The organism is Paenibacillus sp. JT31N17 (genome assembly GCF_056269255.1).
The window spans coordinates 1,334,333-1,360,528 of sequence record NZ_JBWDNP010000001.1 but is presented as its reverse complement, the minus strand read 5'-3'; the positions used below and the strand labels follow the sequence as shown (position 1 = coordinate 1,360,528).

Annotated in this window: 19 protein-coding genes; 3 read left to right on the top strand and 16 right to left on the bottom strand. The window is 51.9% G+C overall.

The window, feature by feature from the left end; all coding sequences use genetic code 11:
• Positions 1–25: 25 nt before the first annotated feature.
• Together tkt and zwf are read right to left on the bottom strand one after the other, a co-directional pair.
• Complete coding sequence (tkt, locus tag AC0YOB_RS05775; protein ID WP_475792315.1) at positions 26–2,023, bottom strand: transketolase; 1,998 nt, start codon at positions 2,021–2,023, stop codon at positions 26–28.
• Entirely contained in the window at positions 2,007–3,530 is a 1,524-nt protein-coding gene (gene zwf, locus AC0YOB_RS05770; protein WP_475791953.1) for a glucose-6-phosphate dehydrogenase, read from the bottom strand. Before zwf ends, tkt begins: the two co-directional genes overlap by 17 nt.
• 210 nt (positions 3,531–3,740) lie before the next feature.
• Between zwf and AC0YOB_RS05765 the strand changes: the two genes are divergently transcribed.
• Both AC0YOB_RS05765 and AC0YOB_RS05760 read left to right on the top strand, forming a co-directional pair.
• On the top strand, positions 3,741–4,619 hold the full coding sequence (locus AC0YOB_RS05765) for a LysR family transcriptional regulator (RefSeq protein WP_210040099.1): 879 nt from the start codon (positions 3,741–3,743) through the stop codon (positions 4,617–4,619).
• A gap of 269 nt (positions 4,620–4,888) precedes the next feature.
• Positions 4,889–5,842 carry an L-lactate dehydrogenase gene (locus AC0YOB_RS05760; protein ID WP_210040100.1) on the top strand — a complete coding sequence of 318 codons (954 nt, stop codon included), beginning with the start codon at positions 4,889–4,891 and terminating at the stop codon, positions 5,840–5,842.
• A gap of 109 nt (positions 5,843–5,951) precedes the next feature.
• Here the strand turns inward: AC0YOB_RS05760 and AC0YOB_RS05755 are convergent, their stop codons facing one another.
• The 12 genes from AC0YOB_RS05755 to AC0YOB_RS05700 all read right to left on the bottom strand — a co-directional run bounded on the left by AC0YOB_RS05755 (position 5,952) and on the right by AC0YOB_RS05700 (position 20,512).
• Positions 5,952–7,181, bottom strand: coding sequence for an MFS transporter (locus AC0YOB_RS05755; RefSeq protein ID WP_475791952.1), 1,230 nt, complete (start codon positions 7,179–7,181; stop codon positions 5,952–5,954).
• Positions 7,182–7,415: 234 nt separating this feature from the next.
• Positions 7,416–8,681 (bottom strand): FAD-binding protein, encoded by a 1,266-nt coding sequence (locus AC0YOB_RS05750; RefSeq protein WP_475791951.1) that lies wholly within the window; start codon positions 8,679–8,681, stop codon positions 7,416–7,418.
• A gap of 643 nt (positions 8,682–9,324) precedes the next feature.
• Complete coding sequence (locus tag AC0YOB_RS05745) at positions 9,325–11,181, bottom strand: sensor histidine kinase (protein WP_475791950.1); 1,857 nt, start codon at positions 11,179–11,181, stop codon at positions 9,325–9,327.
• Positions 11,178–11,867, bottom strand: coding sequence for a response regulator transcription factor (locus tag AC0YOB_RS05740; protein ID WP_475791949.1), 690 nt, complete (start codon positions 11,865–11,867; stop codon positions 11,178–11,180). The genes AC0YOB_RS05745 and AC0YOB_RS05740 overlap by 4 nt, the downstream gene beginning before the upstream one ends.
• Before the next feature lie 80 nt (positions 11,868–11,947).
• Positions 11,948–13,069: an efflux RND transporter periplasmic adaptor subunit gene (locus AC0YOB_RS05735; RefSeq protein WP_475791948.1), complete on the bottom strand. Its 1,122-nt coding sequence runs from the start codon at positions 13,067–13,069 to the stop codon at positions 11,948–11,950.
• Between the two features lie 21 nt (positions 13,070–13,090).
• Entirely contained in the window at positions 13,091–13,969 is an 879-nt protein-coding gene (locus AC0YOB_RS05730; RefSeq protein ID WP_475791947.1) for a carbohydrate ABC transporter permease, read from the bottom strand.
• A 12-nt stretch (positions 13,970–13,981) separates the two neighbouring features.
• The gene (locus AC0YOB_RS05725) at positions 13,982–14,869 is read right to left on the bottom strand and encodes a carbohydrate ABC transporter permease (RefSeq protein ID WP_475791946.1); all 888 of its coding nucleotides are present in this window, start codon (positions 14,867–14,869) and stop codon (positions 13,982–13,984) included.
• Entirely contained in the window at positions 14,862–16,259 is a 1,398-nt protein-coding gene (locus AC0YOB_RS05720; RefSeq protein WP_475791945.1) for an ABC transporter substrate-binding protein, read from the bottom strand. The genes AC0YOB_RS05725 and AC0YOB_RS05720 overlap by 8 nt, the downstream gene beginning before the upstream one ends.
• 208 nt (positions 16,260–16,467) lie before the next feature.
• A complete protein-coding gene (locus AC0YOB_RS05715; RefSeq protein WP_475791944.1) occupies positions 16,468–17,007 on the bottom strand; it encodes an NADPH-dependent FMN reductase in 540 nt (179 codons plus the stop codon).
• 153 nt (positions 17,008–17,160) lie between these two features.
• On the bottom strand, positions 17,161–17,937 hold the full coding sequence (locus tag AC0YOB_RS05710; protein ID WP_475791943.1) for an SDR family NAD(P)-dependent oxidoreductase: 777 nt from the start codon (positions 17,935–17,937) through the stop codon (positions 17,161–17,163).
• A 476-nt stretch (positions 17,938–18,413) separates the two neighbouring features.
• Positions 18,414–19,385, bottom strand: a complete 972-nt coding sequence (locus AC0YOB_RS05705) for an oxidoreductase (RefSeq protein ID WP_475791942.1) — start codon at positions 19,383–19,385, stop codon at positions 18,414–18,416.
• Between the two features lie 242 nt (positions 19,386–19,627).
• On the bottom strand, positions 19,628–20,512 hold the full coding sequence (locus tag AC0YOB_RS05700; RefSeq protein ID WP_475791941.1) for a LysR family transcriptional regulator: 885 nt from the start codon (positions 20,510–20,512) through the stop codon (positions 19,628–19,630).
• Between the two features lie 152 nt (positions 20,513–20,664).
• On the opposite strand from AC0YOB_RS05700, the gene AC0YOB_RS05695 reads away from it, so the two are divergent.
• Positions 20,665–22,074: an MFS transporter gene (locus AC0YOB_RS05695; RefSeq protein ID WP_475791940.1), complete on the top strand. Its 1,410-nt coding sequence runs from the start codon at positions 20,665–20,667 to the stop codon at positions 22,072–22,074.
• Between the two features lie 316 nt (positions 22,075–22,390).
• Here the strand turns inward: AC0YOB_RS05695 and AC0YOB_RS05690 are convergent, their stop codons facing one another.
• Together AC0YOB_RS05690 and AC0YOB_RS05685 are read right to left on the bottom strand one after the other, a co-directional pair.
• A complete protein-coding gene (locus tag AC0YOB_RS05690; RefSeq protein WP_475791939.1) occupies positions 22,391–23,386 on the bottom strand; it encodes an oxidoreductase in 996 nt (331 codons plus the stop codon).
• A gap of 608 nt (positions 23,387–23,994) precedes the next feature.
• Positions 23,995–26,052 carry a molybdopterin-containing oxidoreductase family protein gene (locus tag AC0YOB_RS05685; RefSeq protein ID WP_475791938.1) on the bottom strand — a complete coding sequence of 686 codons (2,058 nt, stop codon included), beginning with the start codon at positions 26,050–26,052 and terminating at the stop codon, positions 23,995–23,997.
• Between the last annotated feature and the right edge of the window lie 144 nt (positions 26,053–26,196).

The window sequence follows — 26,196 nt, the reverse complement described above, 5'->3', positions numbered from 1 at the left end:
CGCAGCCGCTTCTTCTTGTTCATCATTAGTTTGTTTTATTCAGTAATTCTTTCGTCAAGCTAACCACATTAGCCGGGGAGAAACCAAAGTATTCCATAACTGCCGAGCCTGCACCTGAAGCGCCGAACGTATCGATAGACAAAACGCTGCCAGCGGGTCCCGTATAACGCTCCCAGCCGAGTGAAATGCCTGCTTCGATGGACAGCCGCTTCGTGACGGAAGCAGGAAGCACGCTCTCTTTGTAGGCGTCAGATTGACGATCGAACAGCTCTCTGCTCGGCATAGCGACGACGCGTACAGAGATATTGTCCCGCTCCAGCTCCGCCTTGGCGCTTACGGCAAGAGAAACCTCGGATCCGGTTCCGATCAGGATGACGTCCGGCTTACCGCCCGTTTCCGTCAGGACATAGGCTCCCTTCGCTACCTTGTCAACATTGGCTTTGGTTTCTTCATATACAGGCAGATTCTGTCTGCTCAGCACCAGAGCTACCGGTCCATCATTTTGCTGCAGGGCATAGGCCCATGCGCTTGCCGTTTCGTTGGCGTCGCTTGGCCGGATGACCGTAAGTCCCGGAATGGTGCGAAGTGCAGCCAGGTGTTCGACGGGCTCATGCGTGGGACCATCTTCCCCGACGGCAATGGAATCATGGGTAAAGACATAAGTCACGGGCAGCTTTTGCAGCGCAGCCAAGCGAATGGACGGGCGCAAATAGTCGCTGAATACGAAGAAGGTGCTGACGAACGGTTTAATGCCTCCATGCAGGGCCATGCCATTGCCGGCTGCGCCCATTGCATGCTCGCGGACGCCAAAGTAAATATTGCGTCCCGAATAGGATTGAACGGCGAATGTTTGCTCTCCGCCGATATCCGTCATCGTCGAATGCGACAAATCCGCGCTGCCTCCAAAAATAGAAGGAACAGTTTTCACGTAATGATTGATCGCTTCTCCGCTCGCTATACGGGTTGAAACGGTTTTAGAGGTGTCGAACGTAAGAATGTCTGCCGCATCAAGCAGTACGGAGCCGTCGATGGCTTGCTCCAGCTCCTTGCCCTGCTGAGGATACTGCGCTTTATAGGAAGCGAATAATTGGTCCCATTCTGCTTCTTTGGCCGCGCCTTTATGCTTAAGCTGTTCGAAATGAGCTTTGACTTCCGCCGGAACGGTGAACTCTTCTTCATACTGCCAGCCATAAGCTGCCTTGGTTGCCTTGGCTTCATCTTTGCCCAACGGATTGCCGTGCGCTTTGTTCGTTCCGGCTACCTTGCTGCCGTAACCGATAATTGTCCGGATTTCGATAATGGTTGGCTGCGAATCGTTTTGCTTGGCCGCCGCGATCGCTTCGGCAATTCGCGAAACGTCGTTGCCATCCTCGACCCGCAGATATTCCCAATGAGCCGATTCGGCTCTTTTTTGGATGCTTTCCCCGAAGGAAAGGTTCAGCGCTCCATCCAATGAGATGTCGTTGGAATCATACAAAACGATTAATTTGCCCAGCTTCATATGTCCCGCCATGGACATCGCCTCGTACGAGATCCCTTCCATCAAACAGCCGTCGCCGACGAGCGCATACGTATAATGATCCACAACCGGGAAGCCGTTCTGATTGAATTTCGCGGCCAGATGAGCTTCGGCCATCGCCATCCCGACTGCCATGGCAATGCCTTGTCCCAGGGGGCCAGTCGTGGCATCTACGCCATCCGTGTGTCCAAATTCGGGATGTCCGGGCGTTTTGCTGTTCAGCTTGCGGAATTGTTTCAAATCATCCAGCGACACCTGATAGCCGGACAAATGCAGAAGGCTGTAAAGCAAGGCAGAACCGTGGCCCGCAGAAAGAACGAAACGGTCTCGGTTAAACCACTTCGCATGACCGGGATTGTGATTGAGCAGTCTGGACCAAAGCGCATATGCCATCGGCGCAGCTCCCATTGGCAGACCTGGATGACCGGAGTTGGCGCTGTTTATGGCGTCGATTGACAAGGTACGGATCGTATCGATTGCTAACTGATCAATTGTTTTTGTGATAGACATATTGTTCTCCCTCTTTTAATTCGATTTCTTGTTCAGGTTTGGCATCAAACCACCAGTGATAGCCATCCTCCGCCAGCAGCGCGTCGGACTCGGCTGGCCCGTAAGTGCCCGCTGCGTACAGATGAAGCGGAACCAGATTCTCTTCGAATGCTTCGAGAACCGGTTGAACCCATTTCCAGGACAATTCGACTTCGTCCCAATGCGCAAAGAACGTAGGGTCTCCGTGCAGAGCGTCAAAAATCAAATTTTCGTAAGCCTCGGGAACATCGTCCCTGCTCGTGTGAAAATCTATATTAATGGGTGTAAACTCCCCTTTATGGTGGGGATCCCTTGTATTTAATTGAAGCGTAATGCCTTCGTTCGGACTAATTTCAAATACGAGAAGATTAGGCACTTTGCTATCCTCGTCGGCCTGGGAGGACTTCAGCGGTTCTTTGAACTCAATGACGATCCGCGTTGATTTTTCCTTCATTCTTTTGCCTGTCCGGATGTAGAAAGGCACCCCGCGCCAAAAGAAATCATCAATCTGCAATCTGGCGGCAATAAACGTATCGTTCATGGATGAATCCGCAATTCCCGGCTCGGAAGTATAGCCGATGACCGGTTTTCCTTGAATCGTTCCCGCTTTGTATTGACCGCGGATAATGTTGGCGGCCACATTCTGTTTTTCAATGGGCTCGAGGTCTTCCATCACTTTTTTCTTCTTGAAGCGCACTCTTTCGGAGCTGCTGTTGTTCGGAAGGTGAATCGTCAGCATCATTAGCAATTGCAGCATATGGTTTTGGAACATGTCTCTTACGGCGCCAACATGATCGTAATAACCCGCTCTTTCTTCAACGCCGACCGTTTCGTTCGCGGTAATCTGCACATTGGCAATGTAACGGTTGGTCCAAAGCGCATGGATGACCGGATTGGACTGCTGCAGAATCTCAAGCTTCTGCACCATCGGCTTGCCGAGATAATGATCGATCCTAAAAATCTCTTCCTCCGTAAAATCTTTGCTCAGCTTCTGATTTAAATCCCGGGCGGATTGCAAATCATGACCGAAAGGCTTCTCGATCACCAGACGCTTCCAGCCATCCGCGGAACCAAGCCCGCTCTCCCCGATGTTCGCTGCAATCGTTTCAAAAAATTCAGGACCAACCGATAAGTAAAACAGGCGATTCGGCGAAATGCGCAGCTCTTCTTCCCGCTGTTCGACCAGCTGCAGGAGCTTCTGGTAATCCTCTTTACGGCCAATATCCAAAACGCTGTAACGAAACGCGCTGAGAAATTTTTGCATCGATGCGGAATCGTCCGGTTCGCGTCTGGAAAACATACGAAGAGACTGCTCTACATTTGCCTGAAAGGATTCATCAGTCCATTCTCTTCTTCCAAGGCCAATCAAGGAGAAGGATTCAGGCAGCTTCTGATCGACGAATAAATTATACAAGGCAGGGTAAATTTTTCTTTTGGCTAAATCCCCTGTCGCTCCAAACAAAACAAAGGTTGTTGGATCCATTATTCTTTCTCCTTCCATCAGAGCTTTCCGCCGAAGGACGATCGTCAGTTGTTTTACGCTTGATCGTCCGGCATTGGGGACAGCGGCTGCAGGGCAGCAAGACTGCTTTCCAATCCGCAAGCTCTGGTTTCTTTTTCGTATTTCCACTATAATACGATTATCATCTATACGTGTAATTAATATATTTGACAGGAGCTATAGACCACGTCTATGACCAATAATTACGAATTGTACAAAGTTTTTTATTGGGCTGCGAAGACAGGCAGTTTGACCCAGGCTGCCAAGGCTTTATATCTTACCCAACCGAGCGTCAGCCACGCCATCAAACAACTGGAGGACAGCTTCGGCATTACGCTGTTTTACCGGAATTCCAAAGGCGTTGCGCTGACGCAAGAAGGCGCCATTCTGTATTCCTATATCGAGCAGTCCCAGATTTTGATTTCGCTGGCTGAAGAAAAAATGGCCGCGCTTAAAAATCTGGACAGCGGCGAGCTGCGGATCGGCGGAAGCGATTCGCTGTTCAAGCATTATTTGCTTCCCTACCTGGAGGACTTTCATCAGAAGCATCCCGGCATCCGGCTCCACCTGAACCATGGAACGACGCCGGAAATCATCGCTTTCTTAAAAGAAGGCAGAATCGATTTGGGCGTCGTTCGGATGCCTATCGGCGATTCCCAGCTTGAGGTGCGGGAAAGTATCCAGCTGCAGGATTGCTTTGTTGCGGGGGCCCGTTATGCCGAGCTTAAGGATGTGGTTCTATCGCTGGACATGCTGCTCCAGCACCCCGTCATCCTATTCTCGCGCAACAGCCGGGCGCGAATGGCCATTACGGAATTATTTCAAAGCTATGGCTATACGCTCAAGCCTGAGATCGAGGTTGGAAGCGTGGATCTTCTCATCGAGTTTGCGCGGAAGGGTCTTGGAATCTCTTATGTGACCAGGGAATTTGTATCGAAGGAGCTGGAGGAGGGTTCCCTCTTCGAGATTCAGCTGGACGTGCGGCTGCCGCCTTCTCACGTGGGGCTAATGATTATGCGCAATATGCCGCTTTCCAGCACAGCAAGCAGGTTTATTGAGCTGGTTCGATAGCGTCTCATATAATCGAAGAGGTTTATGCTTCAATTGCAGAATAAGCTGTGCCTGTATGAATCTATGACATGCTCAGAACCGCCAAACCCTTGATAACCAAGGGGTTTGGCGGTTTTTTCAGTTGGAGCGCGAGAAATAATAACTGCCCCTGTGGCCTCTGCTTAACGCCTGTCTGGTTAATGTGATTCTTTATTACATAATAGTGACAACTTAACCGCGCAATATCATATAATAGAAGCAAATGCATCACGAGAGCGGGGGATCGGGCAATGGGAAGCAAAACACGGAAAGTGGCGGTTGTCGGCGTTGGATTTGTTGGGGCGAGCTGTGCATATTCGATGGTTAATCAATCGATCTGCGACGAAATTCTGCTGATCGACAGGACGGCAGAACGTGCTTACGCGCAGGCGCTCGACCTGTCGCATTGTATGGATTTCACACATACACGGACGAAAGTTTATGCCGGCGGTTATGAGGATTGCGGCGATGCCGACATCGTTGTTCTATGTGCGGGGGCAAATCCGATTCCGGGCGGCACCCGGCTTGCTCTCTTGGACAGCTCTTATGAGATTTATAAAACGATAATTCCCCTTATCATGAAGAGCGGCTTCAACGGTATTTTTGTCGTGGCCGCGAACCCGGTCGATATCGTCACCTACATGGTATGGAAGCTATCAGGTTTGTCTCGCGGCCAAGTGATCGGAACCGGCACTTCAATCGACTCTTCCCGTCTGAAGACACTGCTGTGCGAGTTTTTGCCCGTCGACCCGCGGAGCGTGCAGGGGTATGTGCTCGGCGAGCATGGAGACTCCCAATTCCCGGCCTGGTCGCATGTAACGATTGGCGGCAAGCCGATATTGGACATTCTGGCCCAGCATCCCCACCGGTTCGGGCATATCAAGCTCGACGAAATTGCTGCGAAAACACGCAACGCCGGATGGGAAATCATGCAGCGGAAGGGATCGACGCATTACGGAATTGCAAATGCTATCGCACATATCGTCCGCTCTGTTTTGAATGACGATTACAAGATAACGGCGGTATCCGCCATTTTGGAGGGGGAATATGGGGTTAACGGACTATGCGCGGGCGTTCCGGCCATATTGACACGGCGCGGCATAGCCGAGCTGGTCGAATTGAACCTGACGGAGAAAGAACAGGAACAGTTCGCCTATTCCTGCTCCGTCCTCCGTGCTGCAGCCGCTCCGCTGGATCTGAAGTAAAGCAATTTCCGACATATAGAATTATCCCACTTAAGAGGAGCAAGCCCCTCCTCAGCAGCCGCGTGTTGCTTCGGTTGTCCCGGAACATCATTACGTTTATTCCATCCCGCTAACTTTCCGTTAACGACCGCAGGCGCCTGAGGGACGGAAATAAATACATCCATAAGCCAGCGACGGCTATAGTTCCTATACCGCCGATGAAAGCAGCCGGAACGGCTCCAACAAATCCGGCCAGTGTACCCGACTCGAACTCGCCCAATTGATTCGAAGTCCCGATAAACAGCGAATTCACTGCGTTCACCCGGCCCCGCATCTCATCCGGTGTTTGCAGCTGCACGAGTGAAGACCTGATCACGACGCTGACCACATCCGAAGCTCCGACGAAGAACAAGGCAACCAGTGAGATAAGCAGGCTCGTCGAAACGGCGAAGAGCATGGTGGCCAGTCCGAATACGGCGAGAGCACCGAACAACATGGGTCCAAAGTTCTTTTTAAGCGGATAATAGGAGAAGATGACGGACATTAATAATGCGCCAATTGCCGGTGCAGTTCGCATTAATCCTAATCCCCACGCACCTGTATGTAGAATATCCTGCGCAAATATCGGTAAAAGTGCCGTAGCTCCGCCAAGCAGAACGGCAAAAAGATCAAGCGAGATCGTTCCCAGAATTACGGGATGCCTAAAGATGAACTCCAGGCCCAGGAAGACAGAGCGCATGGAGACGGGTTCCGACTTTCGGATGCTTGGCTCCATACGGATCAGGAAGGTGAGGATTCCGGCGACCAGCAGCGCTATGGTAGATGTACTGTATACAAAAGCAGGACCTAATGAATAAAGCACTCCCCCAAGAGACGGGCCCAAAATTTGAGACGTTTGCCCGACCGAGGTAGTCCAGGCGACGGCTTGCTGGAGCATGGCTTTTGGAACCAGCTGCGGCAGCAGCGCTGATGACGAAGGGCCTTCGAAGGCACGGCATGCACCGATAACCGCCGCTGCCACCAGGATTTGCTCACGGCCAAGCCACCCGGCAATATTTCCGATTAGCAGAAGAGCGGCGATCCCGCCTTCGATGATCTGACATAAAAAAACAATTCTGCGACGGTCAAAACGGTCTGCGACGTGACCCACAACGAAAGTAAGCAGCACCATGGGCAAGAACTGGGCTAGCCCTACAAGTCCAAGGCTGAAGGCGTCATGAGTCAACTCATACATCTGCCATCCGATCGCCACGGAGAGCATCTGGAAGGCGGTTGAAGATAAAATTCGCGAGACCCAGAAGTTTGTGAATGAAGGCTGCTTGTGAATAGAATCGCTGGATTGAAATAAAATACGGCTCACACCCTTTTCGAGGACCAGCCATATATAACTGAAGTTAAAGGTAGGTCCGGCCCGCTTATTGTGAAAACAGAATACATTATACTATTAACACGGCATCAGTTGAATAGTTCATACAAAAATAAGCTGACGTTTGTTGATCAGTTCATCGTCTGCTGCGTGAACCGGAACGATAAATGTGCAAAACATAAACAGCGGCAGCCATGGACTTGGAATAAAGTCCCGGGCTGCCGCTGTTTAGTTCGCCAAAATATATTTATTCAAGAAGTCGTTGCGGAATTTCCCCTGCGGGTCGTACCGAAGGAGCAGCTGTTGAAAGTCGGGCAGCTTCTCGTACAGGGGCTGCAGCCGTTCGGGCGGCATGGTAAAAAGCTTGGCCCAGTGCGGGCGGGCTTGGAAGGGAGCAAGCTGCTTTTCGATGATCGGCAGTACCTGCTGAACGGCCTCCCAATCGGATTTCCACGTAAAGTGGATAGATACCGACTCCTGCTTATAGCAAGGGCTCATCCACAAATGGTCTTCCGCAATCGTGCGAACCTCGGAAATATAAAGAAGCGGCGCTATGTACTCCCGTATCTGGTTTATTGCGCATAATGCCTGATACGCCTCATGGTGCGGCACGAAGTACTCGCTTTGCAGCTCCTCTCCGGCGCTTGGGGTGAAATCCATGCGAAAATGCGGCAGCCTTTCGTACCACGGTCCCGGAATGCCCATCTGTTCGCTGCAATTTTCCGATGCGTAGCCTGGCACCGGGTGCCGCCGCGCGGTTGCAGGTGCCGCGCCGAAAAAATCAGGCTCTCCCTGAGCGGAGACTTGATCTGTCAGGATGCGCTTCAGCCAGACCTGATTGAATGATGCAGTCTTCCAATCCGTAAACAGACTGACACTGTAGCCGCTGGAGAAAATATCGTCAAAGTGCTCTTGAAGCTGCTCCAGAGGCAGGTTGTCATAAACATGCTGACTCATCTGAAATGTCGGCAGCACATCCAATGTAAGGCTTGTAACGACGCCCAAACCTCCAAGTCCAACGACCGCTCCGTCAATGATCCCGTCTTGTTGATCACGGGAGATTACGGCCACCTCTCCGTCCGCTTTGACGATCTCCAGGGCATGAACCGCTGTAGCAAGATTGCCGTTCCGGTCACCGGAACCATGCGTAGCCGTTGCACACGCGCCTGCAACCGTAATATGGGGCAGCGATGCCAAATTGTGCAGCGCATAGCCGTTGCCGTGAAGATATTGGCACAGTTCTCCATAGCGGATTCCGGCTTGGACCGTTACCGTATTGCGCGTTTGATCTAATGCTGTCACCCGGTCAAGCTTCTGAAGCGAGACAAAGCTTTTAGTAGAATCGGCAATACCATTAAAAGAATGGCGCGTGCCAAGCACCTTGATTTGACTGCTGCGAGCAACCAATTCCTGTACTTGCTCCACGTTTTCGGGAACATGGAGTTCAGACGCGCTGTACCTGTAGTTGCCTGCCCAGTTACGATCATTTTCCATATGTACTTGCTCCTTCCCGTACTAAATCGAATATACCCGAAGTAAAAAGAAGATTTCATCATCAAATCTAATCATACCTCAATTTGGGGTCAAACGAATACGACAAATCTTTTCAGGGGTGCTTATATTTTTTCTTCCTGCTTTGGCACGATCCGCCCGACCATCCGAATAACTCAGCCAATAAATCCTTTATCCTTATCAGTCCCGTGGATTTCTTCACCGTCCCTCTTGTTCTGAAGCAGACAACCAGCGGCTGCTGCACCAGCTTCGGCGTCATGAACGATTTTACGGATTTTCAATATCCAAAATTGCCTCGTAACTGCAATAAGGTAACATAATTTTAATTATGTTACCTTATTAATTATCAGTTTACATAACTAAAATTATGTTATCTATTAATTTCGTTCAGGCATGTTTTCTACTGAATACACTTTTTCTCCATTATACCGGCGAAGCAGTCCATGCTGCGTGTCCCGGTTTCTGGTTATCCCGATTGCTTCAAAATCCTTCACCTGACCTAAAGTTTACCGCCATAACGCAAAAAAAACCGCGTGAACTGGTGAAAGTTCCCTGCGGTTTGGGGACAAATTTAAATACTGTGTATCTTCAATGTTCCATGACCAGCTGCATGCCCCTCCCTGCTTTATTGCTTTTTATTCAGATAGAAATAAAAGGCGACGCCATTCTGCGTATTGGCGGCTCCGTATTCCACTCCGTGAAGCTCCAGAATGTTCTTCGAGATGGCCAGTCCCAGCCCCGTGCCTCCCATGGAACGCTGGCGGGAAGTGTCTCCACGGTAGAAACGGTCCCATACTTTATCCAGCTGCTCCGGCGGAATACGCGCGCCCATGTTTTCCACGCTGACGGCGACCCGATCCGCCTCTTCAATGGCGGTCACATTAATGGCTTGACCTGCAGGCGTATACAGGATCGCGTTTGTTATAAAATTGGTCATGACCTGCTCGATGCGCAGCTGGCTGGCCACAACTTTGACAGGAGACAACTGAAGGTGCAGCTGCAGCATTTTCTCGTCCATTTCCGCCCTAAACTGACCGCAAACCGCTTCGATCAAGGTGTCGATATCAAACTCGTCCATCTTCAATTGATACGTGCCCGACTCATATTTGGCCAGCTCAAGCATCCCGACGATGAGCGCATCCATTTTGTCCACTTCTTTCTCCATCGCTGCGAAATAGTGATCCTTTTTGTGGGCGGCCACGCCGTCCTTCAGAATCGAGATGCAGCTCTTCATCACGCTGAGAGGTGTCTTGAGCTCATGCGATACACCGGATATAAATTCCTTGCGCGTGTTCTCCAGCCGCTTCTCCTTCTCGATGTCATCCTGTAGCTGCTTGATATAAGAATGCAGCGTCTGCGAGAGAGAGTTTATATTTCTGGACAAATCGCCGATCTCATCCTTCGATTTAATCGGAATTTCAGCCGAAAAGTCGAGGTTGGCAAGCTTCTTCGTCATCTGGTTGACCCTCAGCAGAGGTCTTGCAATCGTCATGGAGTAGTAAAAGGAAGCAAACAGGACCAGCAGCGATACAAACGCGATAATGTACATATAGTAGCTCTGGACCATCTGCACCGCTTCATCAACCGGCTGGAGGGATGCCATCGCGAAGAGATAAGCGGTATTCCCGTCAGAGCTGCGCATCGGCTGAACGATCAGCTTGTATTTCGCGTTGCTCTGCTCGAAGTCCTGCGTTTGCGGACCCGCATCCCCTGGAGCGTATTTCAAGAGCAGCTCTGTCTGGAAAACGTTGATCTGATCGAGAAACAAGGCATTCGTATAGAGCAGACTATTCGTATCGTCCAGCATCTGGAATCGTGTCTTCACGACTTTGCCCTGCATGTAAGTGAACGGATCGTACAGCTCCGCCTTGCTGCCATTAAAGTCCGATTCGTGGTTCAATTTCTCCGCCAGGCTCTCGTCCATTTTTTTCAATTTCTCCGCTACGAGGTCGGTCATTATCCTTTTCAAGCGCGCGTTTTCGAACGTTTCGATTTTGATCCCGCTTCCGTTATTCTCTGTCCGGATGGCAGCCGGAATTAACGTGCTCCCTTTCACGATGCCGTAGATCCAGAAAGGCGTTTGATCCGCAAGGAAGCCTTTGAAACCCTCCCCTTCGTCCGCGCTCACCAAGTGATACAGCGGCACCTTATAGGTCACGGTTTGGCCGCTCAGGCTCTCGCCGGTCAATTCCATGTCGAACGCGTCGGTTTGGATCAGCTCGCCATTGTGGTCCAGAACCGCCAGCCATGCGCCGTGATCCCGGTAAAAGTCCTGCGCGAGCGATTGCGCGAGCCTGGCGTCTCCCTCGCCGGATTCATACTGCGACTTATAGCTTTGCAGGCTTGCCTGGATGTCTTTCACTTTCTGATTGACATAATAATCCTTGAAAAATACCGTTTGCCCAATGTATATAGACGCCAAAATAAGCGTACACAACAGGATGGTCAGCAGAAACAGCTTCAGTACGATACGGCTTGTCATACACTTGCCCCGAACCGGTAGCCGGTTCTGACAATGGTTGTAATCAGCTTCGCTTTATCGCCCAGCTTGATTCTTAAATTGCGGATATGGGTATTTATCGTACGATCGTCTCCGGCGTATTCGTACCCCCAGATCCTGGTGATCATCTGCTCCCTGGTCATCACAATGCCCTGGTTCTGCATCAGGCTGCTCAATATCTCGAATTCCGTATGCGTCAGGTTGATCGATACCCCCTCGCTTTCCACCGTCCGCGATGGAAAATGAATGCGGATGCCGTGACGGATCAACGTATCGCTTGTGCCAGGCGATTGGCTTTGCCGCGAGCGGCTGTCGAGCAGCCGTTTTGCTCTGGCCAGCAGAACGGGCGGACTATACGGCTTCGTGACGTAATCGTCGGCGCCAAGCTCGAAGCCAAGCAGCGTGTCGTCTTCGTCCACGCGTGCGGTTAGCATGATAATCGGAACATCGGAGGTCTTCCGTATGCGGCGGCAAACTGACCATCCATCCAGTCTTGGAAGCATGATGTCCAGTATGATGAGGTCTACTTTCCTGGCTTGAATCAGCTGCAAGGCTTGCTCGCCGTCCACTGCTTCCAGCACCTCATACCCTTCATTCAGAAAATAATCTTTCACGATTTCCCTCAGTATGGGTTCATCCTCCACAACTAAAATCGTCCTGACGTCCATGCGAAGCCCCCAAGTCGTGTCCTTTGTTTACCGTTCCATCATATCAAATTTCGTTTTGAAAAGGGAGCCGGCGTGTCTTGCTAGTAGCGGACCTGAGTGCCGTCGACCAGAGGATCGCCGCTTTCCACAATGACCATTTCATCTCCAAATAAGCTGTCGACTACCGCGGTTCTCATCTCGTTGACGGCAGTTATGGTGACCGACAGCTTTCTTGCAAAGTTGACATTGCCAAGCGGTCCTTTCTTATTGTCGATAACAAACACATAGGCGCCGTCCCTGTCTTTATGGACCGCCTGGCTTGAAATGACAAGCGCGTTCCCGTCTCCCTTGGCCGTGAGATCGAGCTCAACCCGCTCACCCTCGCGGAGAGCCTTATCATGCAGGCTGACGAGCAGACGAATCGTTTCCGGAGCTGATTCGCTTGGCTGAGAGGCATCGCTGTCTCCGATTTCCACAATGTTCCCCTGAACGGAACGGCCGCTCTTGCCTGAAATCATGACCTCCAAAGGCTCGGCTGTATCCAGCGTGGCGGCAATATTGACAGGCACCTGCATCTCGAACTGCAGTCCCTTGTCCGAATTAACAAGGCGGATATCACCTTCTCCCGTGCCTGAAGGCAAGCCTTCTACCGCATGAACAGCCTTTACAATGCCGTCGAACGGGGCTTTCAGCTTTTGTTGATCGGCAAGCTGGCCCTCCAGTGCCTGAATACGCCTTTCCTGAGCGGCAATATCCAGCCGCGCGCTTTCCAATGCGATTCGGGCGTCGCTTTGTGCCCCCGTATCCGCATTGGCAGCAGCTTCGATATAGTCGCGCTGCAGGCTTGGCACAGGGAGCTTCAGCTTTTTCAGCGCGTCCCGCTCCGCCTCGATCTGCTGCTCCGTCTCGCTGTTTTCATACATGACGAGTGCCTGTCCTTTCCGGACGGCATCACCCTCCTTGACCAGCACCTGTTTGACTTTCCCGCCCGCCGGGTTCGATAGATCCAGCTCTGACACAAACTTCACGGCGGCGCTTCCCTTAAACTCCTGATTCAGAAGACCGGTGCCAGGCTGCTCCACCGTAACTTTAGGCAGCGTCAGGGCAAACAGCGTATTGCTGAATAATGTGAGGACGATCAGCAAGCCAAAAAACAACCCGGCAAGCAGGCGGATTTTTCGCTTTCGGCTTTTAGAATCGTCGGATCTGAAGTCTGCTTCCATTTCATCACTCCTGATACTTGATTACCCCTTGATTCCCGAATGCTGAATGCCCTCGACAAAATAAGTTTCGGCGTACAGGAACAGCAGGATCATCGGGCACATGTACAGGACCGAAGCGGCAAAAACCACATCTGTTTCCTGTTCACTGATCTGAAGCAGATAGAGCGACAGCGGCTGCTTGAACTCATCCTCCAGAAAGATGAGCGGCTGTTCGACCATATTCCAATAGTCGACGAACAGCAGGACGCTCAGCGCAGCCAAGCCCGGTTTGACCAAGGGAAGGATGATCCGGACGAAAATGGCGGCATGTCCAGCACCGTCCGTCTTGGCAGCTTCCATATAGGCATTCGGAATTTGAGCCATAAATTGACGGATCATAAATACGCCAAAGGCGCCGAAAATGCCAGGCAGAATAATCGCCGCCGTTGTGTTGAATAATCCCAATCGGTCGATGATGATGTAATTGGGAACCAGTGTCACCTGAAACGGCATGAGCATCGTCATCAGATAGACCATGAACAGCGCATCCCGTCCTCTGAAACGGAGCTTGGCAAAGGCATAAGCGGCCAGAGAAGCGATCAGTGTCTGTCCGGCAACGATCGGCGTGACAAGTCCTGCCGAGTTCCAGAACATCTGCAGAAACCGCGGCGTCGTAATGAGCAGTTTTTTATACTGGGCGAAGGTCACCCAGTCCGGTATCAGCTTCAGATTGACAAAGGCATCCTTGTCCCCTGCTGTGGTATCGGTCATCGTGCCGATCAAACCGTAATTAGCAGCGAACTCGTTTTGGGTCATGAGCGAGTTTGCGGCTGTGAGGACAATTGGAATGAGCAGGAGTGCCGCCACTGCCGCGATTAAAGTAAACAGCACCGCCCTGGGAAGCGCACGAATATTCCGCATAAGCTCCCCCCATTACTCCAGATTTTGCTGAAACCGGCGTTCGGCCGATAACAAGCCCGATACCAGCGCAATAATGCAACCGACCATCAGCGTAGCGGCCGCCGCCAGCTTCTGAATATCCAGCGAGACAAACATATTGTTCATATAATGCTGCATCATATAAATGCGATCGTACGGATAATTTCCGGCAAGCATGTAGGTTTCCCGGAATACCTTGAACGAATTGATAATCGAAATAAGAATGACGAAAAACATGGTCGGTATCAAGTAAACGAGCGTAATGCCGAATAGCTGGCGAATGCCGCCTGCTCCCTCGATCCGGGCCGTTTCGTAATAGCTTTGGGGGATCGACTGCAGACCGGCAAGGAAGAGAATCATATTGTAGCCGATATTTTTCCAGATATACATCAGCACCAGTACGGCCATGGACCAGTTCGAATTCATCCAATCGATCCGCGGCAGTCCCATGAAGTGCAGCCAGCTGTTCAAGGTGCCGTTCCAATCGACGAATATTTGCCAAACCATGACGATGGAAGCAACCGGAACGACAAGGGGCAGAACAACCGCCGTCTGCAGCCCGTTTCTAAGCCACATCCGTTGATTCAGCATGAGTGCCAGAGCGAGCGACAGCGCGATCAGAATGGGAACGCTGATCCCCGTGAAAAGCAGCGTATTGGCTGCCGCCTGGCGGAAGGAGCTGCTGTACAGCAGCTCCCTGTAATTGGCCAACCCGGCGAAGGAACCGCCTTGCAGCTTGTCGGTGAAGGAGTAATAGACGCCCATCGCAAAGGGTATCGCATAGAACAGCGAGAAGCCGAGCAGACTGGGCGCAAGAAACAGGAAGGCTGCAGGCCCGTCCTTCTTCAGCCGTCCGGGAAACCGGAACCGCGGCTTATTCATTGAGGTAAGTCGTCGCTTTGTTTTGCATAATGTCCGCAACAGCCTCGGCCGACTTCTGCCCGCTGAAGAAGGCCGGCGTTTCGTCCCATATGAGGATCTCGATCTCGTAGGGGAGCGTCGATTTCCGGTTGCTTGCTTTGGAAATAAAGTCAGTCACAGTCTGAAGCTCCTCCTGCTTGGCCTTGCCGTCCTGCACAAACTTAGCCTCCTGCGCTGCAAATACGATCTTGGATAACGGAAACGTAGTATACACGGAGTAACTCCCGTCCGGTTCCTTGTCCACATTGCCTGCTCCCCTTGACATCAAAAATTTGAGGAAATCCCACGCTTCCGGCTTAACGGCGGAATTTGCATTAATGGCGATGTTGAAAAGCGGGGAAAAGGATCCGCCGTCCTGCTGCCCTTCGCCCTTGGGAGCCTGATACAGCGCCGGTTTTTCAAACTTGCTTTCTGCAACCCTGAACATATAATCGCCGAAGGAAGAAATATCCGTCTGCCGGAAATATACATGTTCGTAATTTCGAAAATCAAAGCTTACCACATCGTCCTTTTCCAGCTGCTTTATTTGATTCAGCAGACTAATAAACGCATCTGAATCAAAATGGGCTTTCCGGTTGACCCGATCCACAAATTGGGAATACGACGCCGTCACCAGCGCATACAGAAAATTGCTATCTCGCTTCTCGGTATAAGCGTATTTGTACCTGCCTGTCATGGGCAGCTTTTTCGCGGTGGCGGCGAACTGCTCCCAGTTCCAGCCGCTGTCGTCAATAGTCACACCCGTGCTTTTTAGCGCATTCTCATCTGCCAGCAGGGCGGACACGTAGAAGGACAGGGGCATGGCATACACGCTGCCGTCGCTTTCCTTCACACCATCAAGGATGTTCTGAAAGTAATCCTCTTTTTTAAAGGATGTATCGCCATTCATCATGTCGCTCAGATTGGCCAAGAGTTGTTTTCCGATGAAACCTTCAATCGGCAAATCATCCGTGACGATCATATCGGCCCCTTTGCCGCTGAGGAAATCGGCGCTCGTCTTGGTCCTGAACTTCTCCACCAGCGTGCCGGAGGGGTCAAAGTCCTTGGTTACATACTTCAGATCGACGGTAATGTTCGGATGCTCTTTCTCATAAGCCTTCTTCGCGTCATCATAATACTGATCGTAACCGTACATAGATAAAACAATGGTGCTTTTTTTGTTGGGATCGGGGGCGGGGGTTGGGGAAGGATTGGATGTTGAAGCCGCGCTCTCCGGTTTGCTGCTGTCCGGTTGTGTTGATTGATCCGTGTTTGCGCCGCCTGATGGCGGGCCAGATGTCGTATTGCCCCCGCTGCAGGCGGTAATGGATAGCATCAGCGCGATGCAAAGGAACAGTATGCTTTTTTTCATTCTCTTCATCCTTCCATTGTCTTGACTGCAAGGCTAGTTTAGTAAAGTCAGGTCAAGAAAGGATGAAGCGCAGATCAAGATGAAATAAAGATTGCAAAAAAAGGCTACCCAGCAGCGATTGCTGAATAGCCTTGATCTATTTTAAGCTGAAGACAGTAACTATGAGGACTGCCTCTAAGTATTCACAGCTCCTGATTTTAAAACAGCTTTACCGCAAAGGCTTTAATGCGCCGCTCCATGCAACCACTTGATCAAGCATGGAATTAACATTGTTTACATGTAAATCAGCCGGTTTAAACACGCTGTAATTTTCAAAATCTGTAAATAAGGATAATGTTGGATGAACACGGACATGCGCAACGCTCAGCTCTGACAAGATTCCGCGTAAATGCTCGGCAGCACGGGCTCCGCCTGTTGAACCATAGCTTACGATGCCGGCTGCCTTATTGTACCAGGCCTCCCGGGCTGAATCGAGTGCGTTTTTCAAGACTGCCGACACGCTGTGATTATATTCTGCCGTGACGAAGACGAATCCATCCAGGCTATTCAACTTCTCTGACCATGCCCTTACCTGTTCTTCGCCATCTTCAACTCCAAAAAACGGTAATTTAAAGTCTGCAATATCTACGATTTCATAGTTTGCATCACCCCGTTTGTCAGCAATTGCTTTCACCCATTCTCCTACCTGTGGACTCACGCGTCCTTGACGGAAGCTTCCCAAAATAATTCCAATATTTAATTTAGACATTGTTATTACCTCCTGTTTAATAATTGCTGGGTATTGCGTTGAGCTTCATTTCTCGGCGATATGGGGCGAGTCCTGCCGCTATTTGGAGAACACCGCACCCACAGAATATTCATGTTAATTGGTATTATGATGAAACTTGCGCCAATTGCTTTCTTATCCTTTTGCCCGATAGATGGGGGCCCCAGCCGGCGAAGAAGTTGCGCCTCCATCGACAACGACTTCAGTACCCTGGATGTAGGAGGAATCATCCGAGGCCAGGAATAAGACGGCCTTGGCGACTTCATCCGGATCGGCCAGGCGATTAAGCGGAATGGACGGCGATAGCGCATTCTCCAGGCTGGACATGCCTTCAGGCGTCGATTGTCCCCAGATTGGCGTACGGGTTGCTCCCGGAACAATCGTATTCACCCGGATACCATGAGGCGACAGCTCGGTAGCCAGCACTCTAACCATGCTTCTGACCGCGCCTTTACTCGCTGCATAGGCCGAATACCCGGATGCGCCCAATGACGCCAGCACCGAGCCGTTCAAAATGACCGACGCCCCAGACTTCAAATGCGGCAGGGCCGCTTGTACGGTAAAAAATACTCCGGTAACATTGACCTTGATAATTTCCTCAAATACAGACAGCTCGGTCCCGCCCAGAGGTGTATTTCCGGCAATGCCCGCATTCGCAAAAACTACATCCAGCTTACCGAATTTGGCCACCGCTGCAGCCACCGTTTTTTCCATGCTTGCCGGATCACCCGCATCCATCTGGACGGCAAAGGCATTGACACCAAGTTCTTCGACCGCGGCGGATAACTTAGCCTGATTCCTGCCTGTAATAACTACTTTCGCCCCTTCCGCCACAAATAATTTTGCAGTTGCCAGACCGATACCGCTGTTTCCTCCTGTGATCAATGCAACTTTCCCATTCATTCTTTCCATTTCGATTCCTCCAGTATTTAGTTTCTATTGTGTTGATTTTGTTTTTATGAAGTAATTACTCCATCGAGAACGATCGTTCTCCATAGGGCAAAAAAAATTGATTTTGTTCTGAAACGAATTTCACACGGACACAACAATAACGATATTTCAAATTTCCCTGGTCCTAAGTCACCTGCTATATTCTGCTCATTGAAGATCTCTCCTTTAAATCAATATAATTTACCAACTATTGTTTTATATTGATGAGAGACTTTATTTCCCGTCAATATAAGACAGACCGTTCATTTTTTTATTATAAGCACAGCATTGGGATTAGTCAACTCCAGAATGGAGAAATGATTTTGACTGAATTGGAATAATGTTATCCTTGCACCTATTTTGAGCAAAAATAAGCAGCTGAGCCTGCATCTGCAGGCTCAGCTGCTGTTCACATTACCCTTCATGATCCAAGCAATCATGTTATTTTATGCTCCGGTTCAAGCCGTGAACCTTACGCCCGTCATCTCCTCGCTGACCTGCCAAAGCCTCTCCGCCAGGCCGGGATCGATCGCCCAGGGAAGTACGCCTGTCATCACCTGGCCCAGCCCTTGCAGAGCTTCTTCCGATACAACCCCGGCAATATCGGCATCCATACAGAATACGCCGCCTTTTCCCTCCAGCTGATCACTTGTTGCGCACCAGACGCTCGTCGCTGCTCCCTGTTCGGTGGTCTTTAAATTTCCTCCTGCTGCTCCCTTCTCCTCGTCCGACATATGCCGCACCAAATCGGTCAGAATTCTGCCGGGATGGACGGAAAAGGCGCGGATGCCATAAGCCGCGCCGCGTCTGTCCAGCGCGACGGCAAACAATGCGTTGGCGGATTTGGACTGGCCGTAAGCCTTCCACTTGTCGTACTCCCGCCGCTCGAAGTTTATATCGTCAAAATCAACGCCTCCGAAGCGGATTCCAGTTGATGAGAGCGAGATAACCCGCGCGCTTCCAGCCCGCTTCAATGCAGGCCACAGCCTCGCCGTAAGCTGGAAGTGCCCCAGATGATTGGTGGCGAATTGGGACTCGTAGCCGCGTGCGTCGCGTACAAGCGGGGCAGCCATAATTCCGGCATTATTGATGAGGATATGCAGCGGCCGTCCCGAGTCCAGAAAGCGCTGCGCAAAGGCATCGATGGAAGCGGGATCGAAAAGATCCAGCTCTTCCAGTTCCACGCGGGAGATACCTGCAACCGCAGCGCGGGCTTTCTCCGGCGTACGTGCAGGCACAATCACAGTTGCACCTGCTTCGGCCAGAACACGGGTGGTTTCAAGGCCGACACCGGAATATCCGCCGGTGACGATGGCGATCTTACCCGTCAATTCGCGTCCGCCCAGCGCTTCCCGTGCTGTTGTTTGCGGACCGAAGCCGGATGGGATTGGAGCCTGGGGCGTAATTGTATAGCGGTTAGCTGTTTGCATATTAACCTCCTCCTGGTTTTGAACGCTTCAACAGGTCCTATATTGGGCGGTCCGGATTGTCATTTATTATTCCCGAAGCAGCATGCATTTCAGCCATCAGCGAGCTCAATTTGGGGCTGCAGCCCAAGCCTTCTCATTGCTTATTGACAATCGGCCGCCAAGCCTGTTCCTGTTCCATCGCATCATATCGGATGGAGTTCACTCCATGTCAAGCGATTTTCATCCAGCCCCATATGGAAATGTCATGGCGAAATGCTCTTTTTTCCATACAGGCGGATGACAAAATCATGAAACCGGCGTGCCGCCTGTGACAGATAGCGCTGTTCAAGCCAGCTCAAATGAAGGGTCCATTGGCAGACAGGCTCTGCAATATCCAGCAAATGAAGCGAAGAATACTCTTTTCTTGCCGCCGCCGGCAGAAAAGCGATTCCCAAACCCGCCCGAACCAAGCCATCTATCGCCGCTGGCTCGTCTCCCTCGCACACAATATTTGGGACAAAACCTGCTTTCCGGCAGCATTCATCGGTTATATCGCGGAAGCTGTATCCGGTTTTCAGACTGACGAAAGATTCGTGGGCCACCTCGTGAAGGCTTATGCTTCGCCGGCCTGCAAGATGATGTGAAGCCGGTACAGCCAGCAGAATGTCTTCCGTAAATAAAGGCAAACAACAGACCTCCGGCTGCTCAAAGGGCTGATAAGAGAAACAAAAGTCGATTTCACCGCTGAGCAGCCGGGTTTTCGATTCCTCTGTAGGAACCTGGATTACGCGAAAGCTGACATCGGGATGCTTGGCAAGAAAAGCGCCCAACAGCTTGGAGAAACGGTTTAAAGTTGTCACCGCCAGAGATACGCGCCCATGCTCCAGCCCCGACATATCCGCGAGCTCGCGCCGTCCTTCCTCCAGAGCTTTCAGTGCCGTTTCCGCTTTGATGAGAAAAGCTCTTCCATACGCATTGAGCCGGATCTGCCGTCCCAGACGGTCAAATAAGGGTACTCCCAAATCGTTCTCCAAGCGTGCAATTGTCATGCTTAGGGCCGGTTGGGCAATTTGAAGCTCGCGTGCGGCCTTCGTCATATGCTCCAGCTGCGCTACTTTTTGAAAATATTGGAGCTGCAATAAATCCATTGAATTCCCACCTCAATCCATAACTATAAAGTGATTAATTTATAATTAAATATATATTTTTATTTATGAGTAATCAATCTTACAATAATAGAGTGGCCGGTTGGGATGAAAGAAGCTCCATAAAAGGATCACATAAAAGGAGGCAATATATAATGACATCGGCTGCGGGTACAATGGCTGCCCCAATAGGGTCAGACCATCAGCGAGTAATGAAACAGGTCACATGGGTCGTTGCACTGGGCGTTTTACTTAACCCGCTGAACTCATCCATGATCTCCGTCGCGCTTCTGAATATCGGCTCCAGCTTCGGGGTAGGCATAACGACCGTAACCTGGCTGATTTCGAGTTTCTACCTTGCGGCGACGGTAGGCCAGCCCTTGATGGGCAAGCTTGCGGATCTGTTCGGCCCACGCCGCGTTTTCAGCACCGGAATGGCGCTGGTTATCATCAGCAGTCTTCTCTCTGCCTGGGCGCCGTCTTTCGGTTGGCTGCTGGCACTCAGGATCCTGCAGGCTTTCGGAAGCACATGCGCCTTTCCTGCCGGTCTGTCGATCATTCGCTCCGTTTCCCGAACGGCTGACCGTGATGACGGTAAAAGCTCAACTGCGGCACTCGGGCTAATCTCCATTACCGCCAACGTCATGGCCGCTTTCGGGCCTACTTTGGGCGGTCTTCTGGTAGCTCATGCGGGATGGCAATCCATCTTCTGGATCAATGTACCGGTTGCGGCGCTGGTGCTTATCCTGGCATTCAGGTGGATCCCTGCGGACAAGCAGAATCAGCCTCCGGAAGCGCGGAAAGGCGTTCTGCATATGATCGATCTTCCGGGAATCGTATTGTTCAGCGGCATGTTCGCAAGCCTGATGTTCTTCCTGGTCACGATTGGCAATAGTGCCCAGTGGTGGCTGCTGATCGTCGTTCCGGTTGCCGGGGCTCTGCTGATCCTGCGGGAGCTGCGTACGGATAAACCGTTTCTGGATGTCAGGATGCTGGCGTCGAATATCCGGCTTACTTCCGTATTTGCCCAGTATGCCGGTCTGAACATCGTGTTCTATTCGCTCTTCTTTGGCTTGCCGTTATGGCTGGGCCAAGTTAGAGGCTACGATCCGCAGACCGCCGGATTACTGATGCTTCCTTTTGCTGGCATCGGCGTATTGACGACTCCGCTCGCAGTCCGGATGATTCGCCGTTCAAGCTACCGGCAGCCTGTCATCATCGGCAGTATCGTGCTTGTAGCGGGTACCCTCCTGCTCCTTGTGCTTGGGTCTCATACTTCTGTTCCGATCATTCTGCTGGTCGCTGCAGTCATCGGCATCTCAAATGGAATGAACAATATGGGGCTTTCAACAGCCTTGTATAGCCATACGAAACCGGAAGAGACCGGCGTTGCATCCGGTTTGTTCCAGACGTTCCGTTCCGTAGGCAGCATCTTCTCCACCAGTTTGCTGGGGCTTATATTCGGCGGCTCGGTGACGACTTCAGGTTTACACATCATTGCCGTGGTGACGGCAGTGATCAGCGCCTGTCTCCTTGCGGTCGGTTGTTCCCGAAGACTAACTTGACGCCCGATACAGAAGGAACGATTTCAAATTTTAATAAGCTGCACTTTCGAAAAAACAGCAAAAACGGCTCTATCCGCATGGTTGGCGAAAAAGCCGTTAATGCACTGTAAAAGCTCAAGCGCAGGAGCTTTGCGGCAGAAGCGAATAACTGAAGGAAAAGCTGGAGATTTTATAGGTGAATATCAAATTCACGTCACGCAGGCGGCACTGCAAGCCCGCCTTTACACGGCAAAAGCCTGTTGAGTGTTCTCAACAGGCTTTGCGCAATGATGCGGTTATCATGGCTATGTTCATGCAATCGTAAGGCCGCGTACAGTCAGATCGTGAATTTCACGCCGGTCATCTCTTCGCTGAGCCGCCACAGCCGCTCTGCCAAGCCGGGATCGATCGCCCATTGTACGACACCCGGCCCCATCGGAGCGTCAGCGGGGACAACTACGGAGATATCGGCATCCTCGCAGTAAACGCCGCCCTTGCCGTCCAGCTGCGTATTCGCTGCACACCATACACTCGTCGCCGCTCCCTGCTCCGTGGTCTTGAATACGTACAGCGGCTCAGCGGGAGGATTACCTTCCTCGTCAAGCGCACCGGAGGCGCTCAGCTCCTCTTCCGACATATAACGCACTAATCCGCTCATGACTGCGCCAGGGTGAACGGCGAAGGCGCGGACGCCATGCTCCCGGCCCCGCCTGTCCAATGCGATTGCAAACAACGAGTTGGCAGATTTGGACTGGCCGTAGGCCTGGTATTTGTCATATGCCCTGCGTTCGAAGTTGGGATCGTCAAAATCTACGCTTCCGTAACGGATTCCAACGGAAGAAAGCGAGACGACCCTTGCGCTTCCCGACTTCACCAAAGCCGGCCAGAGCCGCGCGGTCAACTGGAAGTGTCCCAGATGATTGGTGGCGAATTGGGTATCGAAACCACGCGCATCGTGCACCTGCGGCGGTCCCATAATGCCTGCATTATTGATCAGGATGTCCAGCGGCCGTCCAGAATTCAGAAACCGCTGCGCGAAGGCGTCGATGGAAGCAGGATCGATTAGATCCAGCTCCTCCAGCTCCACTCTCGAGATACCCGATAATGAAGCACGGGCTTTCTCTGGCGTGCGGGCGGGGACAATGACCGTCGCGCCTGCTTCTGCCAACGCGCGGGTTGTCTCAAGGCCGATGCCGGTATACCCGCCGGTTACGATGGCGATTTTGCCCGTCAAATCACGTCCGCCAAGCGCCTCGCGTGCTGTTGTTTGCGGCCCGAAGCCCGAAGGAATCGGTGCCTGAGGTGTAATTGTCTCTATATTGTCCGTATGCATATTCAATCTCCTCCTAATTTCAATGATGCTTAATCTGGTCCAAGAAAAGGGGTTGGCTGCGTTCATTATTCCCGAAGCAGTGTATATTTCAGTCATTGGCGACTCCATTTTGATTTTTTTCTGCTACAATACGCTGCAGCAGGGAAACGTTCATGTCATATTCCGGCAGCCGATTTTCTCAACATCCTGTATGGCATTGCAGCAGCGGCTTGTCCTGGTTCATAATCTTGCTGTCTAAAAAATGCAGGCTTCCACCCCTTGCCCTCCTCTCTGCCTATTGCCTATTCGGTTAAGCAACTGAAGCTTATTGCATGGAGTATACTCCATGTCAAGCGATTTTCTTTTTCTAAATAATGCTGCCGCCTTAAAATGCTCCCTTACGGGAGCAGGAATAGGCTCCGGACGAAAAAAATACCCGGATCCTGTCAATCCGGGCCATTCTCCTGAATAACTATTTTTAGCAAGCAGCTGCCGGCAAGCTGTGAAGTATTCAGAACTTCAATCATGCCGCTGCCCGCCGCTAATGTAAAATCACTTTGTCGCAAGTCCGCTTCGCGGTCAATAGATTGCGATAACTTCCCGTTAAGGGCAAAGGGATGCTCCGCCTGTCATTGCTGCAGATGAAGTGCTTGTGCCACCTGCACCCTTCCGGAGAAAAAGGTCGCGCCATTGCCCATATCGGCAACGCGGTCCGGCGTCAGCGCGTTGACGAGCGCCTTGCCCCCTGCGGCATCGGACCACAGTCCCTGACTGACGACGACTCCAGGCAGAACGTCGCTGCCAACCGCTGCCGCAAGCTCACAGCTTCCCCGTCCATTCCATACCCGTACCGTGTCTCCGTCCCGGATACCGCGTGCTTCGGCATCCAGGATATTCATATAAAGCCGCGGCGCTTTTTCCATCTGTATATGCTTGTCGTTCCCGGCGAATGTCGAGTTGAGAAAATTGTGATTGGCCGTCGGTATGAACAGCAGTGGATGCGGACCGTCGTCAACCAGCGGTACGTAGGTCGGCAGAGCCGGATAACCGCTGCGCTGCATCGCTTTGGAATACAGCTCGATGCGGCCGCTCGGAGTATGCAGTTTGTCCTGGAGGACTGGCTTCACGTCGGCCTTGGCGAACTGGCTGGCCGTCAAGCCTTCCAGCGTAATTCCTTGCAGGCGGGGATTGCCCGGAGCGTCCAGCGCCTGTTGGATCATCTCCTCCTCCGTATCGCACAGCGGCTGCTCGTCGAAGCCCATCGCCTGCGCCAGCAGCCTGAATACCTCGACATTGGACTTGCTTTCCCCGCATGGCTCGATGACCGGCTGCTGCAGCTGCACATAGTGATGCCAATACGACGTATAAAGATCGGTATTTTCGAATGACGAGGTCGCAGGCAGCACGATATCGGCGAATTTCGCCGTCTCGGTCAGGAACAGATCGTGAACCACAGTAAACAAATCCTCGCTCGCCAGCCCTTCCCTTACTTTATTCGCTTCGGGGGCGACAATTGCCGGATTGGAATTGTACACGTAAAGCGAGCGGATCGGCCGGTCCAGCTCCAGCAGGGCACTGCCCAGCAGATTCATATTGATTCGCCGGGTGTTCTTGCGGCTCAGACCGGGACGCTCCAGGGCGGATTTGTTCAGGCTCAGATAACCGCCGTTGCCTTTTATCGCGCCGCCGCCCTTGACCAGCCACTGCCCCGTGAGCGCAGGCAGACAGGCGATCGCGCGGGTGGTCATACCCCCGTTATCGTGATGCTGCGGTCCGTTTCCGATCCGGATAAACGACGGTGTCGTGCTGCCGTACAGCCGCGCAAGCTTATAGATATCATCCACAGGCACGCCCGTAATGGCGGATACGACGTCCGGCGGATACTGACGGACATGCTCGCGCAGCTCCTCATGTCCGACCGTATACTGTTGAAGAAAATCCTCGTCCGTCAATCCTTCCGCGAACAAAATAAACATAATTCCAAGCGCCAGCGCCGCATCCGTGCCGGGCATAACGGGAATGAACCAGTCCGCCCACTTCGCCGTCCGGTTCCGGTGAACATCGATAACGACGATTTGCGCCCCCTGCTTGCGCGCCTTCTCGGCGATCGTAACCTGGTGCATATTTGTGCTGACCGCGTTGATGCCCCACATGATATGAAGCTTGGCATGAACCGTTTCCTCCGGATCCGTTCCGTAGCTGCCGCCCATCGTGTAGCGGTAGCCCTCCGAGCCAGCCGCTTCGCAAATGGAATAAATGAGCCGGCTGGCTCCCAGGCGGTTGAAGAACCTCCGCCCCATCCCTTCGGTGCCAATTCTGCCCATATTGCCGTAGAAGCTGTAAGGCAGAATCGACTCTGCTCCCTCCCCGGAAGCCGCAAGTGTCTTCCACCGAGAGGCGATGGTCTCCAGAGCCTCCTCCCAGCTGATGCGCCGGAACTGCCCGGAGCCCTTGGGCCCCGTCCGCAGCAGCGGATACTGCAGGCGGTTCGGATCGTAGATCCGCTCCGTCATATTGCGCACTTTGTTGCAAATGGCCCCTTGTGTGACGGGATGGGACGGGTCACCGTCTATTTTTACGATTTTCCCCGACTCCTTGCGGACCAGCAGGCCGCATTGATCCGGGCAATCAAGCGGACATACGGAAGGGAAAATCCCGTTCGGTTGATCAATAAACGAAGAATTCATAGCGATGACTGCTCCTTTCGGCGAGGCGGGAGATTGATGTTTTATCGTTTAATGATAGCACAAACGGGAAGAAATGCCTGCTGCATAATGATTGGCGGGATCAATTCACGCTTTATCGTTGGCAGTCGCCGTTTCAAAGCTGGC

Excerpts from the sequence above, each read along its gene's own strand:
- AC0YOB_RS05735 (WP_475791948.1), bottom strand. The coding sequence starts at position 13,069 with ATGGAAGCAGACTTCAGATCCGACGATTCTAAAAGCCGAAAGCGAAAA.
- AC0YOB_RS05710 (WP_475791943.1), bottom strand. The coding sequence starts at position 17,937 with ATGGAAAGAATGAATGGGAAAGTTGCATTGATCACAGGAGGAAACAGC.
- AC0YOB_RS05695 (WP_475791940.1), top strand. The coding sequence starts at position 20,665 with ATGACATCGGCTGCGGGTACAATGGCTGCCCCAATAGGGTCAGACCAT.
- AC0YOB_RS05745 (WP_475791950.1), bottom strand. The coding sequence starts at position 11,181 with ATGACAAGCCGTATCGTACTGAAGCTGTTTCTGCTGACCATCCTGTTG.
- AC0YOB_RS05685 (WP_475791938.1), bottom strand. The coding sequence starts at position 26,052 with ATGAATTCTTCGTTTATTGATCAACCGAACGGGATTTTCCCTTCCGTA.
- AC0YOB_RS05760 (WP_210040100.1), top strand. The coding sequence starts at position 4,889 with ATGGGAAGCAAAACACGGAAAGTGGCGGTTGTCGGCGTTGGATTTGTT.
- AC0YOB_RS05690 (WP_475791939.1), bottom strand. The coding sequence starts at position 23,386 with ATGCATACGGACAATATAGAGACAATTACACCTCAGGCACCGATTCCT.
- AC0YOB_RS05700 (WP_475791941.1), bottom strand. The coding sequence starts at position 20,512 with ATGGATTTATTGCAGCTCCAATATTTTCAAAAAGTAGCGCAGCTGGAG.
- AC0YOB_RS05725 (WP_475791946.1), bottom strand. The coding sequence starts at position 14,869 with ATGAATAAGCCGCGGTTCCGGTTTCCCGGACGGCTGAAGAAGGACGGG.
- zwf (WP_475791953.1), bottom strand. The coding sequence starts at position 3,530 with ATGGATCCAACAACCTTTGTTTTGTTTGGAGCGACAGGGGATTTAGCC.
- AC0YOB_RS05720 (WP_475791945.1), bottom strand. The coding sequence starts at position 16,259 with ATGAAAAAAAGCATACTGTTCCTTTGCATCGCGCTGATGCTATCCATT.
- AC0YOB_RS05705 (WP_475791942.1), bottom strand. The coding sequence starts at position 19,385 with ATGCAAACAGCTAACCGCTATACAATTACGCCCCAGGCTCCAATCCCA.
- AC0YOB_RS05740 (WP_475791949.1), bottom strand. The coding sequence starts at position 11,867 with ATGGACGTCAGGACGATTTTAGTTGTGGAGGATGAACCCATACTGAGG.
- AC0YOB_RS05715 (WP_475791944.1), bottom strand. The coding sequence starts at position 17,007 with ATGTCTAAATTAAATATTGGAATTATTTTGGGAAGCTTCCGTCAAGGA.
- AC0YOB_RS05765 (WP_210040099.1), top strand. The coding sequence starts at position 3,741 with ATGACCAATAATTACGAATTGTACAAAGTTTTTTATTGGGCTGCGAAG.
- AC0YOB_RS05750 (WP_475791951.1), bottom strand. The coding sequence starts at position 8,681 with ATGGAAAATGATCGTAACTGGGCAGGCAACTACAGGTACAGCGCGTCT.
- AC0YOB_RS05730 (WP_475791947.1), bottom strand. The coding sequence starts at position 13,969 with ATGCGGAATATTCGTGCGCTTCCCAGGGCGGTGCTGTTTACTTTAATC.